The 11,853-nt window shown below is 51.6% G+C and carries 19 protein-coding genes; 1 reads left to right on the forward strand and 18 read right to left on the reverse strand.

Translation table 11 applies throughout. The features are described 5' to 3' along the window. The 5 genes from CRG49_RS10635 to terL all read right to left on the reverse strand — a co-directional run. The coding region (locus tag CRG49_RS10635) for a phage protease (protein ID WP_097784604.1) at positions 1-1,034 on the reverse strand (1,034 nt) is incomplete at its 3' end. Between the two features lie 218 nt (positions 1,035-1,252). Beyond that, a complete protein-coding gene (locus CRG49_RS10640) occupies positions 1,253-1,669 on the reverse strand; it encodes a phage virion morphogenesis protein (protein ID WP_070749459.1) in 417 nt (138 codons plus the stop codon). A gap of 110 nt (positions 1,670-1,779) precedes the next feature. Further along, positions 1,780-3,069 (reverse strand): phage minor head protein, encoded by a 1,290-nt coding sequence (locus tag CRG49_RS10645; RefSeq protein WP_097784605.1) that lies wholly within the window; start codon positions 3,067-3,069, stop codon positions 1,780-1,782. Next, positions 3,056-4,615, reverse strand: coding sequence for a DUF935 domain-containing protein (locus CRG49_RS10650; protein ID WP_097784606.1), 1,560 nt, complete (start codon positions 4,613-4,615; stop codon positions 3,056-3,058). The genes CRG49_RS10645 and CRG49_RS10650 overlap by 14 nt, the downstream gene beginning before the upstream one ends. Continuing rightward, positions 4,615-6,249, reverse strand: a complete 1,635-nt coding sequence (terL, locus tag CRG49_RS10655; protein WP_097784607.1) for a phage terminase large subunit — start codon at positions 6,247-6,249, stop codon at positions 4,615-4,617. Before terL ends, CRG49_RS10650 begins: the two co-directional genes overlap by 1 nt. 15 nt (positions 6,250-6,264) lie before the next feature. Between terL and CRG49_RS13355 the strand changes: the two genes are divergently transcribed. Then, positions 6,265-6,774 carry a hypothetical protein gene (locus CRG49_RS13355; protein WP_195714688.1) on the forward strand — a complete coding sequence of 170 codons (510 nt, stop codon included), beginning with the start codon at positions 6,265-6,267 and terminating at the stop codon, positions 6,772-6,774. On the opposite strand, the gene CRG49_RS10665 is transcribed toward CRG49_RS13355, so the two are convergent. The 13 genes from CRG49_RS10665 to CRG49_RS10725 all read right to left on the reverse strand — a co-directional run. Continuing rightward, positions 6,771-7,277, reverse strand: coding sequence for a DUF1804 family protein (locus CRG49_RS10665; RefSeq protein WP_097784608.1), 507 nt, complete (start codon positions 7,275-7,277; stop codon positions 6,771-6,773). The genes CRG49_RS13355 and CRG49_RS10665 overlap by 4 nt on opposite strands. A gap of 2 nt (positions 7,278-7,279) precedes the next feature. Beyond that, on the reverse strand, positions 7,280-7,489 hold the full coding sequence (locus CRG49_RS10670; protein ID WP_095503829.1) for a hypothetical protein: 210 nt from the start codon (positions 7,487-7,489) through the stop codon (positions 7,280-7,282). Then, positions 7,486-7,740 (reverse strand): hypothetical protein, encoded by a 255-nt coding sequence (locus CRG49_RS10675; protein WP_095503830.1) that lies wholly within the window; start codon positions 7,738-7,740, stop codon positions 7,486-7,488. Before CRG49_RS10675 ends, CRG49_RS10670 begins: the two co-directional genes overlap by 4 nt. Then, positions 7,740-8,081, reverse strand: a complete 342-nt coding sequence (locus tag CRG49_RS10680; protein WP_095503828.1) for a hypothetical protein — start codon at positions 8,079-8,081, stop codon at positions 7,740-7,742. The genes CRG49_RS10675 and CRG49_RS10680 overlap by 1 nt, the downstream gene beginning before the upstream one ends. Further along, positions 8,078-8,365, reverse strand: a complete 288-nt coding sequence (locus CRG49_RS10685) for a hypothetical protein (RefSeq protein WP_369832039.1) — start codon at positions 8,363-8,365, stop codon at positions 8,078-8,080. Before CRG49_RS10685 ends, CRG49_RS10680 begins: the two co-directional genes overlap by 4 nt. Continuing rightward, complete coding sequence (locus CRG49_RS10690) at positions 8,292-8,699, reverse strand: hypothetical protein (protein WP_097784610.1); 408 nt, start codon at positions 8,697-8,699, stop codon at positions 8,292-8,294. Before CRG49_RS10690 ends, CRG49_RS10685 begins: the two co-directional genes overlap by 74 nt. Next, entirely contained in the window at positions 8,677-8,907 is a 231-nt protein-coding gene (locus CRG49_RS10695; RefSeq protein WP_097784611.1) for a hypothetical protein, read from the reverse strand. The genes CRG49_RS10690 and CRG49_RS10695 overlap by 23 nt, the downstream gene beginning before the upstream one ends. 2 nt (positions 8,908-8,909) lie before the next feature. Further along, a complete protein-coding gene (locus CRG49_RS10700; protein WP_097784612.1) occupies positions 8,910-9,119 on the reverse strand; it encodes a hypothetical protein in 210 nt (69 codons plus the stop codon). After that, positions 9,119-9,652 (reverse strand): N-acetylmuramoyl-L-alanine amidase, encoded by a 534-nt coding sequence (locus CRG49_RS10705; protein WP_097784613.1) that lies wholly within the window; start codon positions 9,650-9,652, stop codon positions 9,119-9,121. The genes CRG49_RS10700 and CRG49_RS10705 overlap by 1 nt, the downstream gene beginning before the upstream one ends. 154 nt (positions 9,653-9,806) lie before the next feature. Beyond that, positions 9,807-10,241, reverse strand: a complete 435-nt coding sequence (locus tag CRG49_RS10710) for a Mor transcription activator family protein (protein ID WP_097784614.1) — start codon at positions 10,239-10,241, stop codon at positions 9,807-9,809. Positions 10,242-10,251: 10 nt separating this feature from the next. Beyond that, positions 10,252-10,650, reverse strand: coding sequence for a gp16 family protein (locus CRG49_RS10715; protein WP_097784615.1), 399 nt, complete (start codon positions 10,648-10,650; stop codon positions 10,252-10,254). A 210-nt stretch (positions 10,651-10,860) separates the two neighbouring features. Then, positions 10,861-11,391 carry a DUF4760 domain-containing protein gene (locus CRG49_RS10720; RefSeq protein WP_095503820.1) on the reverse strand — a complete coding sequence of 177 codons (531 nt, stop codon included), beginning with the start codon at positions 11,389-11,391 and terminating at the stop codon, positions 10,861-10,863. A gap of 258 nt (positions 11,392-11,649) precedes the next feature. Next, a partial coding sequence (locus tag CRG49_RS10725) for a hypothetical protein (RefSeq protein ID WP_095501885.1) occupies positions 11,650-11,853 on the reverse strand: 204 nt, incomplete at its 5' end.

Here is an 11,853-nt window from a genome sequence, read left to right on the forward strand (position 1 = left end):
TTCATAAATTCGGCATGGCTCATACCGAGCATTTTGGCGGCATGTTCTTCTTCCGCCGTCAACGCGACCACCTTTTCAGGTACTTTGCCATCGGTTTGCGTGCCGGTCAGCGCAGCCACCGGTTGCGCGTTGTGAATAAAGCCGGTTAAAAATGCCAAGCCGTTTGGCTGTTTCAATACGCCTTCGGCCCATTCTTTTTGTGCCGGCAGCAATTTACCTGCACTCAAAGCAGCGGTAATCAGCTCTTGGCCTTTATCCGCTTCACGTTCGGCAGTCAGCGCGGCAACTTGTTTTTGCAGCTCGGATACCACCGACACCGGCGCGTATTGGGTCAAATCAGGCTGGCCGCCTTGCGCAGACAGCGCGGCGATTTTGTCGTCTTTATCGGCCAAATCTTTAAAGATAGCGGCAGACAAAGCCACGTCTTTCGGTTTGGCCTGCAAAAGTGCAGTCAGGGCTGCGGTTAATTCGGCTTCCTCTGCCTGCGGCAGGCCGAGCAGTTGTTGCAACAACTCTTTCATCGTGGTTTGCTCCGTTTCAGGTTTGATAAACTGTGCCGACGCAGCCGCCAACACCTCGTCCATGCCGTCCAACGCAGGATAATTGGTCAGCGCGGCATGGTAGATTTTGCGGACGTAGCCTTTATTGTCGTAAGAAAACACCGCCGAGACATAGCGGTATTCCTTGGCCGCAATCGCAGCCGCCGCTTTATCCGTCCACTCGACATCGGCGAACAAGCCTTTAGGCGTAAAATTCAGCCAGCGCATCCAACCGGCGGCAGGTGCGGGCTGGCCGTTTTTTTCCTTATAAAGCGTCTGGTGCTCATAATCGACCACCAACTGATTACGCGAAGCATTGGCCAAAGCCACGACATCATTGCCGTTTTCCTCAGTTAAAAACCAAGCCGGCACATCATTCGGGCGGCCGTCCACCGCGCGAAACTCACCATAGGGCAGCAGCTGAATGCGGCCGTCTTTCGGCTGCACTTCAAAGCTGCACGCAGCGAGACTCAGTTGTTGTTTGTCTTTAGGCATATCCACTCCTTGTCGATAGTGGCCATTTTCCGGCTTTTTTCACACCATAAAGAGCGGACACGCTTCAAACCTGCCGCCGACATTCAGCCGATAGAATTAAATCCGTTTCAGAGCCTTTTTAAATTCGCCTAGGATTGCATTTAAATCTTCTGATAGGGGTTTGCCTTACCGTCATAAAAAAACGCGCTAAAAAGCGCGTTTTTCAGGCCGTCTGAAAATCAGCCGATCAGATTGGCGAAATAATCCTGCACATCATCCATTAAAGCCTGCTTGTCGTCGTTGCTCAAAACCAAAAATTCACGCTGCGGAATGCGCACCTTGCGGCCACGTCCCGCCATGCCGCCAAAATTGTGAATCGCAGCATAAACCAGATTGGTGCCGACCAGCGCGGTATCGTTGTCGGAAAAGGTACTGAAGCTGTTGCGCAGCGCACCGGTATCGTTCAGCGGCTTGCCGTTGCGGTATTTCAGCCCCAACCATTTCGGACGGCCGCCCGCGCGGAAATTATCACGCACGCCTTTGTGCATGGTTTCCGATAAGCGGCGCATAAGCAGATAGCGGTTTTCCACGCCACTGCCCAAACGTTCGAGCTGGTTTTGCACCACAAACAGGTTGTCGATTTGGACTTCAATCATGCTATAATCATCTCAAGACATCGGAAAAGCGGTGATAATCTCGATACCGCAGCCTACCCGAAAGGGTGACCGAGAGCGTGTGCAAGTGATTTCGAGCCTTGCCCGATGTCTTACTTCAACACTTCTTTCTTTTCCATTAGTTTTCTGATTTCTTTCTCATTACTGATTCGGTACGACTGCAAATATACTTCTTCCACGTCGTCGATATACTTCAAAACCGCCCATAAATATTCCTGATTGCGTTGAGTTGTAAAAATCAACTCTCTGCCATCTCTGATAATATGGTCTGGATTAGCCAAAAATTCAGGCAGAAAAGCGTAATAATCCTCCGCAAAACCTTGCCCCTCTCGGCTATCCACCTGCTTAATCAGTGTATCGTCCGATAACCAAACAGTCGCCCGCTTCAACCCCGTACGTTGTTGCACTTCTTTACTCAACACGCCTGCCGCAAATTTCACTTGCCGAGACAACTTGTTGCGGATGTCGATTTTTTCGGCATTATCAGGCTTGCCGTCAATTTTCAGACGGCCTTTCACTGCGTAAAACTCTTCCGAAAGCTGTTTAAACACCGCCTTAAATTCCGCACCGCCCATTTCCGCCTTTGCAAACTCATGCGCCAAAGCGCGGTCGTATTGGTCTAAATTCGGCCGGTAATTCATGCGGCCGGCATTGTAGCCAAAACCACGGTCGGTGGTGTACAGGCTGCCGTCGGGTGCTTTATAGGCAATCGTCGGGTAGCTGTCGCCTTTTTTGTTGTAGACCTTATGGGTCTCCACCAAATTATGTTCGCCCGACTGGCTCAACACTTTGCCTTCACGCTGCATATCGCGCTCACTCAGCGCAATCACCGAGCAGCGGCAGCGGTAGCCGTTGGGCGGATAAAACGTTGCCCAAAACGGGTCATCATAGCGATAAACCAAGCCATCCATCGCCGCGTGTGCCGGTCGTGTGCGGTGGTCGCCCACTGCGTCATACATCCAATACGGGCGGCTGTCGATGTTGGCCATATAGCCTTGATATTGGCCGGCATTGTAAGCCGTCTGCATATTGGTGCGGTAGATATTTTCCAACCGGCGCGGCGCACCAAATACTTCGCCGCTGGTCGGGTCAATAATAACTTTGCCATCGTGGCCGTTAGGGTGCAGCCAGCCTTTGTTTTGCAGGTGCTGCAAAATGCCTTTGTTCCAATCGGCAAATGATTGGCCGTCTGAAGCTGCCTTAACCATGCTCTGCTTGATGTCGTTGAGCATATCCAAGTCGGTCATACGCGCAATGGTGTATACCTTGGCAATTTCCGAATCGGTCAGATTGCGGTAATTTTCCGCCGTGACCTGCTTGGTTTTCAGCCATTCAATGGCTTTTTCAGGGGCTGAACCGAGAGCGAAGTTAATTTTTGGCATCGGCCTGTCCCAGTAAATCGCTCAAAAACAGCGCATTGCGCATATAGGTTTCCAGCTCGCGGTTGTCGAGATTCGGATACAGCGCAGTCAGCGCGGCATCGGCTTCTTCATAGCTTTCGCACGCCGCCAAAACCGCTACCGCTTGGCGCACAATCGGATTGAGTTGGGCATTAAAATCAGGCTGTGCAAACGCTTCATCGGCCGCAGCATCCAAGACTGCCTGCTCATGCGATACCGCCGCTTGTTGCGGCATGCGCGCCGACAAAGCCGCCAACGCCGCACGATTAACCGGATTATCTGCCACCGCACGCGCCAATACCTTTTCGCCTTCCGCCGCTTCCGGGATCACCAGCTTATCGCGCACCCAGCCTTCAGGGATTTGTACTCCCACATCCACCAATTTCGGCAATGCCTCGGCAAACACCGCAATATCCGCCGCTTCGCGCGTATCAAACTCAAAACGAGGCGGGCGGCCGATGTCGCCGAAATTAACCTGTAAAAACGGCAGGATAATTTGCTGTGTAATGGTTTGGGCGATTTGTTTCGCGTCCGACACCAGCAAATCACGGCGCACCTCATTGTGGATCATACCCAGCGCATGGGTGCTGGATTTGCCGTCCGCGCCACTGGTCAAGGTCTGACCTAAAATCAAACGTGCAGCCGATTTTTCGCACCAGTCGGCCATTTGTAAAAACGGATTACTGGTGGCTGTCGTGCCATTGGCCGCATTGTGCAGCTCGATTTCCATGCCTTCCGGCATAATACCGGCAGCGTTGTGGCCGATTTCCGCCACTGCCCGTAACAGCGTGCGTTTCTCTTCTTTGGTTGCCCCAGCGCCGTATTTACCAATGCGAATTGGCATGCCATACAACTCTAAAAACTCGGCAAAGTCATGCACCGCATAATGTTTAAACATATACAGCCATGCCAGCGTGCGGAATAAACCATTACGCGCCTGTTGCACACTGCGTGATTTATGGCTGTGTACCACCCAGCCCAGCGGCCACAATGCCACGCCCATCGGGTTGTCGGGTGTTTTCAACAGCAGCGCATCGTTTTTATCCCATTTAAACCAGCCTTGCGGACGATGGGTAAAACGATGGGGCAAATACAGGCCGTCTGAAAGCCGCCACTCGATTTCGAGCGCAGCAAAGCCGTGCCCGACGGCATCCATCAGGTCAATCAGCAAATCATCAAAACCGCCCAGGCCGTCCATCATCTCAAAAGCGGCTTCGGCCAGCTTTTCTTCCTGCGGCGTGGCATTGCGCGGCGGCGATACACGCCAATCCAAGGTCAGCAACGCACGTTTGCGTGTGCCCATGTTTGCCCCGATGTCGCTGTCGCGCTCCTCAATATCTGCAAACAGTTCATGCTGGGCAGTAATGTCGCCGCTCTCCGCGTCTTCAAACAGCGCGCGCATTTTGGCGGGCGTGATAAAGTTGGACGGATGATCCGCAATCACGCGGCCGGTGGCGGTAATCTGCGCCACATCGGTTTGCAAAGCCACTTCGGGCTTTATCTTTCTGTTTTTGTCTTGTTTAGCCATTATCTCGCCCACTTACTTTTAATATCGTCGTAATCCACATCGTCATCAGCCAAGCTCTCCCACTCAATCGGGGCGGAATTGGCCGTTGCACCTGCCCACAACATCTGCACCGCATCTGGGCCGTCGTCGTGGTCGGCCATCGGAAAATGACGGAATTGCTGTTCCAAAGCCGAGTGGCTTGAATGCAGTAAAATCAGGCCATTGGCCATATGCGGCTGCAAAGTCTCAATACGCAACAGCTTGTCGGTAATCGGCTTCACCGCACGCGCCGGTACCGGTACACCACGCGCCGCGCTGCGCTTGACCAGCTCGTCTTTCAAAAATTCCTGAAACTGCACCGTCTCCACAAACCACAGCTTGCAGCGGTACTGTTTATGCAGGCGGATAACGTCTTCAATAATTAAATCAGGCAGACGTTTTTTAATCTGCGCCTCCACGATATACAGCTTGCCGGTGGCGCGATGATAGCCGCCCACAATAATGGCACTCGGGTCGCGGCTCGCACCGGCTTTACCCAGCGATGGGTCAAGCGCACCAAAGTAAATCAGGTCGTGCGGCAAATCCGTCCAGTATTGCAAGGCAGACGCAAACGGCGCAGCTTCGCCGCTCACCGGGTCATTTTGATACTCGCTGTCAAAGGTCGCATGGCCGTCGCGGGCGCGGATGTTCATCAAGGCCAGCACACCGCGCGCCGCCCATGACGTTTGCGCGCCTGCGTCCATTTCCGCCTGATTCGCCTGATAAAACGCATCGGCCATCGCTTCACCGGCTTTACCGTTATTCCGCAGAATAGCTTCCCATTCGTCCCACAACGCCATATTGTGCGGCCATTGCAGCATGGCTTTGAATTTGACACTATGCCAAAACGGATTATTCAGCGTGCGATTGAGTACGCTGTCGTAATGAAGGATGGTGCCGATATACACCACATCGTATTTCTGACCGACACCGCCGAGCGGCAACACGGTTTTCTTCAACCACGCGTCGAGTTTGTCGCGCTGGTCGGGATTGCGGACTTGCTCATCGTTTTCAATATCGTCCAACACAGTCAGATCGGGGCGGTATGGGCCGTGGCGCAAACCACGCAGCTTTTTGCCGCTACCGGCTACTTGCACCTTAATGTCGTTGGCCGTCACAATCGTACCGGCCTGCCACACACGGCCTTGACCGCAGGCTTCGGCAAAGTCGGTTTTTAAACGCGGGTTAAATTCGAGTTCGGCCTTAATCGCTTCGAGCATCGGATAGGCTTGGTCGATGCTGTCCATCACAATCACGCAGTAATGCTTTTGCGCGGTAATAATGCAATACAGGGTAAAAAGCTGCGTCACCAGCGTGGATTTCGCTTCACCACGCGGCGCGGCAATGGCTTCATGGCGGCCTTGCGGCGATTGCAAGACTTGCGGCAGTATGTTAAACAGATATTCATGCAGCTGTGATTTGCTCGCGCTGCGTACATAGTGGGGGAAATAAGTATTCACGAAATACTCATAGCCGCCCACCGGATCAAATACCTTGGCACGCCGTTCGGCGATGGCCTTGGGCGAAGCGTCAAAGCCGTCTACTTCCGCCTCAATGACTTGGCGCAGGCTGGCCGCAAGCTCGGCAAGGGATTTGAGAAATTCTTTATTTTTCATTACGGAGTGCTCAAAATGGATTGGTTAGACAGAAACATGCAACACGAATTTTTGTCAGAGCTTTATAAGGTTTATCCCGACAGTACTACTCATGACTATTATATAAATACCGCTATCGCCCAAACTAATGGCGTTATAGAATCAGAAGATGATGTTTTGTATGTGTTGAAACAATCCGCAAATCTGCAATACTTAGCTGAGCATGGTTTGGTTGTTTGTGAAGATAAGACTTTAATAACCGCTACTGTTAAAATCACAGCCAAAGGTATAGATTTCCTTGCCGACGATGGCGGCCTATCCGCCATTCTTGGTGTTGTGACCGTCAAACTGCACAGCGACACCATTCAAGCTTTGATTGCGGCAAAAATTGACCAAGCAGAGATTCCCGATGAAGAAAAAGGCCGTCTGAAAACGGAATTGGGTAAAATCAAAGACACCGCATTAAGCACGCTTACAGAAAATGCGATTAATGCCATTCCTGCTACCCAGCTCATCGCATTTTTAAAATCAGCTATCGGCGTTTAACCAAACTTCCGTTCCACTTCCACCCCAAACGGCTCCAACACTTCCACAAAAGCAGCCAAATGTTTGGGGTGTTTTTCCTGCACAAACACCATCAGAAATTCAATCAGCTCCAACGCCGTTGCCAGCTTCGATGTTTCCGGCATCACACGCGCATTGGCCGCAACCGTTTTCGTAAACGCATCAGCCAAACTCGCCAGCATTTTGGCGCGGTCGGACGGGGTTAAATCTTCGATACTCGAATCCTGCAACATCGTCATGGTGCTGTTGTATTGCACCATAAAACCGGCCAACATCGCGCGGCTCAGGTCTTCAATGCCGCCACCGGCCAGCGTGTAGGCAGCGCGCAATTTGTCCCAATCGTTGCCTTTTTCCTTGTCGGCACGTTTCCACGAGCGAGCGGTGGCCTGTGGCACCTCGCACATAATGGCAGCCGTTTCCAGCGTTTGCGCGCCCGAAACATAGAGCTGGCGCAGACGTTCGCGTTTTTCTTGCGGGTGCGCCATGATTAAAATCCCATCTTGGCTTTAATCAGCTGCCAGCCCACCGACACAATGCCGCCGCCGACCGCACCGGATACGCCGCCGACCACCGCCGCCGTGCGTTTGGTGTCTTGGCGGATTTGGGCAATTTCGGCCTTCATCTCATTTTGGTTTTGCAGGGTTTGGTCGGTCTTGACTTCGATTCGCGCCAAGGCTTCTAAAATAGGGTCTTTCATTTGTCTGCCTTTCTTTCGGCTAACTTGTCGATTTTTTCTTCAATACGGTGCAGGCTGGCGACCATCGTCTTGCGGTCGGCGACTGCATCGGCCTTGGTCTGATAGCCGATTTTCACGTCATGCAGTTTTTCGGTTAAATCGTCCATCCGTTTGTCGGTCTCTTTCAGACGGCCTGACAAGTTGTTGACCCAAAACCAAAAAGCAGCAACTGCAATAGGCCACAGGGTTTTAAAACCAAATTCAAAATCCATCATTGCGGCACATCTCCAAAAACAATACGGCAGCCGTACCCGTCGGGTCGCACGCTGTCCACTTCGATCACGTCGCCGTAACGATGCACGGGGTAGGTTGCTGCCACTGTCTGCCACAGCGCGCGGATTTGCGTTTCAAAATCGCCGCCGTCCCACTCGACCGCAAACGTCACGTTAAACGCCGAGTCCATGCGCACGCGGTATGTCCAGCCGCCTTTATCTAGCAGCCGCGACACATTCAGGATAAATCCCTCCTGCTCACGCGCGCGACCCAAGCCCAATTCGGTATCCGCATGGCGGCAGGCCAACACGCGCTGCACTAACTCTCGGTAAGTCGTCATGGCGTAACCTCCGAGCTGTCAACTTTAAGTTGACCACTCACCCAATCCCGCCAGCTTTGATTTTGCACCTCCAGCTTTTGCACATAGTTGCCAAAGCGCACCGCATGGCGCAGCAGCTCTTGCGGCTCGCCCGATTCGGGCGGCTCAGGACGCAGCGGCATGTCCAGCAGTGCAGCAGGCACAGGCGGCATCACCGGCTTTTCCACCGTCTTAATCGGCGTAACCGAGGGCTTGGCGGTAGAGGCGCAGGCTGTCAGCACCAAGGCCGTCAACACAATGGCCACCGTTTGCGCTTTTGTCTTTTTCGATAACATGATGGATTTCTTTCTCAATGGCCGCCGCGCGGCGGTCGAGTTCGTGGTTGGCGCGTGCCAGTTTCGCGCTTTGGTCTTGGGCAAAATCCTGCCATTTTTTCTGTTCGGCAAGGGCTTTTTCGAGTTCGGCAGCATAGGCTTGTTCGGCTTTCAGACGGCCTTTGTCCGCTTCGGCTTTGATTTGCTCAATCACAACCTGCTGACGCTTAAAGGCCGTCTGAAAACCGCCATACCACACACCGCCCAGCAACACCGCAGCAGCCAAAGCCGCCAGCGCATACTTAATCATCTTGGTCTGCGGCATGTTCGACTTCCTGACGTTTGACTGACACATACGAGCGGGCAACGGCGTATCCGCCGACAATGCCCAAATAAATCGCCCAGATTTCAGACGGCGCATCCGGCGCAATGACAAATTTATAAGTCGCCGCCGCGCAGGCTACGTTTGCCCACAATTTGCTGTGCGATACCTTGCCCGTGGCAGGATTGCGGATAATGTCCAAAACAGCCATGCCTAAGCCTTTCTGCGTGCCTTACGCGCCGCACGCTTGGCCGCTGCCACACCCGAAAAGCGGTGCGGCTGCTTATTGCGGCCTTTGCCGGTGTGGCGCAGAAAACGCGGCGTATCCAATACCGGCAAGGCTTTTACATCGGTTTCAGACGGCTTGTTGCCCAATGCCCATGCCAACGCCGCCAGCGCATATTTTTTAATCTTGCCAAACATCAGCCCAGCTCCTTCGCAATCGCATTGGCAATCGCACGGCAAATCGGCCATTTACGCTGCTTAAACAAGGCCAAATCCGCGTCATTGCTGATAAAGAAAGGCTCAAACACAATGCCGCCATGTTGCGCGTAGGCCAAGCGGCTGTGCTGGCCGGCGTTATCCGGCTTATAGCCCTTGTCCCCACGCAATTTCCAGCCGGTCGCCTCAGCCACTGCTTGGCTCAATACCTGACACCAGCGTTTGTTTTTCGCTGTGGCCAAGGCTTCAATGCCCGTGGCGGCCTTATTCGCCGCCGCATTGCAATGAAACTCAACCGCCACCGCCGAGCCGCGAATCAGCGGCAACGCTTTGGCCAAAGGCAGATTGCCTTTACCCTCGCCGTCAGTGCGCACGGTCAGGCCGTAGTCGTTGCGTAAAATCGATGCCACGATATTGCGCATATCCTGCGCCAAATCCGCCTCACGGTCGCTGCCGTTGACCGCACCGGGATCGCGCTCGCTGTGTCCTGCGGTCAAACAAATAATCTTGCTCATAAAGCCCCTTTAAAATCGGTTTAAACAATTCTTCAGAAAGCCTTATCGTAAATTTCCGCCGCAAATCCGCTAATCCTATGCTTTTCAACCCTGCCACCGTTTCACAAACGCAAAAAAGCCCCGCACAGAGCGGGGCAAAGTCCTTGGTCACACGTCAAAATAAATGCTGCTGGTCGGCAGCCTGTGTACGGCTGCCTACAATGTTATAACCCGTGCGGTCGCTGATTTGATAGCGCGGGCAAAGCGCACTCATGGCCATCAGGCGGCTCACTCCTTGTCGCTCGGTCAAATCAAAAAATTCACTGCGAAATTGCTCATTACGCAGCTCACGCAACGCTTCCTCACAACGTGGCACATACAATTCCTCACCACCGAATACGCGTAAAAGCTCATAAGTTTTTTCCTCACCAATGGCCGTAAACAGCATATTCAAACGCGGCGTATCGTTTTTGCCCTTACCAAACTTAAAGCGCGCACCGCCAATGGCCTTAACCAAATCCAATGCCGCCTTTACGCCGATGGTATCCACAATCTGCACCATCGTCTCCGGCAGCAAATGGCGCACACGGCTCAAATCAACTTCCTGCATATTGCCCCCCTTAAACAGCCTTTTTCTTGCGGTTGGCCGCAATCTGCAACGCCGCCACCAGCTTGTGCATATTGTCGTCTGAAAGCCATTCCACACGGTCAACCTTAAACATCTTCTTCGCCGTACCGTGCGCATAATTCCACGACCAGCCGTTATCCAGCAGCAACGCTTCAATCTTGCGCATCATCGGGTCGGCAGAGTCACGGCGGTTCGGACGGCGGCCTGCCGATTTGGTCGGCTTAAAACCGTGTTGGCGCAAATCTTCCACCACGCGCTCCAATTCAGGGATACTGCATTGCGTGCACGACGATTTGCCGGTCACACGCAGCAGCACCGAGCGATAAGCCGGGTCATCCAAACCCAGCTCCTTTTGCGCTATCTTGATTTTGGCAATCAAGCTGCGGCGCAGGTTTGTCACGTTACTCATCTCAAAAATCCTAAAACACAATATATTGTGTATTTTAAGATATTTTATGCATAAAATATACTATATATTGATTTAAGCGGCTGTTTTTTTGTGAAAGGTTGGAATGTAAAAAGGCCGTCTGAAACAGCTTTGATACTGTTTTCAGACGGCCTTTCCAACATTGGTACAGCAGTATACCAACGCCCAAAATGTTTACATCTTTTTCAAAGTTTTCCGTTTCCAACGTTTGGCCAATTTTTCAAAATCCTGAAAATTGGTAGCATGCCCTTTTTCGCTGTTGCGGATGGCTTCTATGGTTTGGCAGAGCATTTTCCAGTCGCGGATAATGATGTTGCAAAATGAGCGTTTATATATCTTTTCATCAATCACCCCGGTATTGATGCCGACTGCCACAAATTCCCGATAATTCAACAAGGTAAGAATAGCTTTTCGTTCTTCAGGATATTGCTTTTTGTCGAGATATTGGTGCAGACTGGGAAAATCCCCTTGAATCAGGTTATAGACGGTTTCTACTGATTTATTCAATTCTTCATTAAATCGCTGCCTTAAGATTAAATCCACAGTAGCCATGCGGCGGTTGTCGTTTTTGTTGTTACGAATAGATAAAGCGGTAAATCCCAATCCTAAGAAGAGAATTACCGCTTGTATAATCAGCAGCCAATCTGCCAGAGTTATCGAATTAGTTGTCGTCGTATCCATCAAAAAAGCCCCTTGTAAATGCATTTTTTTTCATACGTCCTCCTTCTGTTGTTTGTTAATAACAACGTTAATCACATCACAATTTTAATACAATCCGAAAAATATGGCCAATTCGGCTGGTTCGTCTAGTTTGCCAACATCTGAATAAAACACAATATTTTGTGTTTATAAATTTTTTTCAACAAAAAAATACCATATTTAGTATTGTAAAATTTGCACATTGCCAACAAAAAGACCGTCTGAAACAGCGTTAAATCTGTTTCAGACGGCCTTTAAACAATCCTATTCTGCCTTGTGTGCAAACCGCACATCATCCATAACTTCTTTCAAGCCCGAAATGGGAAACGACAGCAGCGCGGCGATATTTTCCGTATCAAAGCTGGCATTGCTGCTTTCGGTTTCATACATCAGCATATGCAGTGTATCTAAAGCGGTATAGGCGCGGCAAAGCGTTTCGTAGCCATCTTCACTCATCATATAATTCAT

Origin of the sequence: Neisseria sp. N95_16, from assembly GCF_002551535.2 — a bacterium.
Classification (GTDB): domain Bacteria; phylum Pseudomonadota; class Gammaproteobacteria; order Burkholderiales; family Neisseriaceae; genus Neisseria; species Neisseria brasiliensis.

Bases quoted from the DNA above. Each gene is read 5' to 3' on its own strand.
- CRG49_RS10640 (WP_070749459.1), bottom strand. From the start codon at position 1,669: ATGATTGAAGTCCAAATCGACAACCTGTTTGTGGTGCAAAACCAGCTC.
- CRG49_RS10645 (WP_097784605.1), bottom strand. From the start codon at position 3,069: ATGCCAAAAATTAACTTCGCTCTCGGTTCAGCCCCTGAAAAAGCCATT.
- CRG49_RS10650 (WP_097784606.1), bottom strand. From the start codon at position 4,615: ATGGCTAAACAAGACAAAAACAGAAAGATAAAGCCCGAAGTGGCTTTG.
- terL (WP_097784607.1), bottom strand. From the start codon at position 6,249: ATGAAAAATAAAGAATTTCTCAAATCCCTTGCCGAGCTTGCGGCCAGC.
- CRG49_RS13355 (WP_195714688.1), top strand. From the start codon at position 6,265: ATGGATTGGTTAGACAGAAACATGCAACACGAATTTTTGTCAGAGCTT.
- CRG49_RS10665 (WP_097784608.1), bottom strand. From the start codon at position 7,277: ATGGCGCACCCGCAAGAAAAACGCGAACGTCTGCGCCAGCTCTATGTT.
- CRG49_RS10670 (WP_095503829.1), bottom strand. From the start codon at position 7,489: ATGAAAGACCCTATTTTAGAAGCCTTGGCGCGAATCGAAGTCAAGACC.
- CRG49_RS10675 (WP_095503830.1), bottom strand. From the start codon at position 7,740: ATGGATTTTGAATTTGGTTTTAAAACCCTGTGGCCTATTGCAGTTGCT.
- CRG49_RS10680 (WP_095503828.1), bottom strand. From the start codon at position 8,081: ATGACGACTTACCGAGAGTTAGTGCAGCGCGTGTTGGCCTGCCGCCAT.
- CRG49_RS10690 (WP_097784610.1), bottom strand. From the start codon at position 8,699: ATGCCGCAGACCAAGATGATTAAGTATGCGCTGGCGGCTTTGGCTGCT.
- CRG49_RS10695 (WP_097784611.1), bottom strand. From the start codon at position 8,907: ATGGCTGTTTTGGACATTATCCGCAATCCTGCCACGGGCAAGGTATCG.
- CRG49_RS10700 (WP_097784612.1), bottom strand. From the start codon at position 9,119: ATGTTTGGCAAGATTAAAAAATATGCGCTGGCGGCGTTGGCATGGGCA.
- CRG49_RS10705 (WP_097784613.1), bottom strand. From the start codon at position 9,652: ATGAGCAAGATTATTTGTTTGACCGCAGGACACAGCGAGCGCGATCCC.
- CRG49_RS10710 (WP_097784614.1), bottom strand. From the start codon at position 10,241: ATGCAGGAAGTTGATTTGAGCCGTGTGCGCCATTTGCTGCCGGAGACG.
- CRG49_RS10720 (WP_095503820.1), bottom strand. From the start codon at position 11,391: ATGCATTTACAAGGGGCTTTTTTGATGGATACGACGACAACTAATTCG.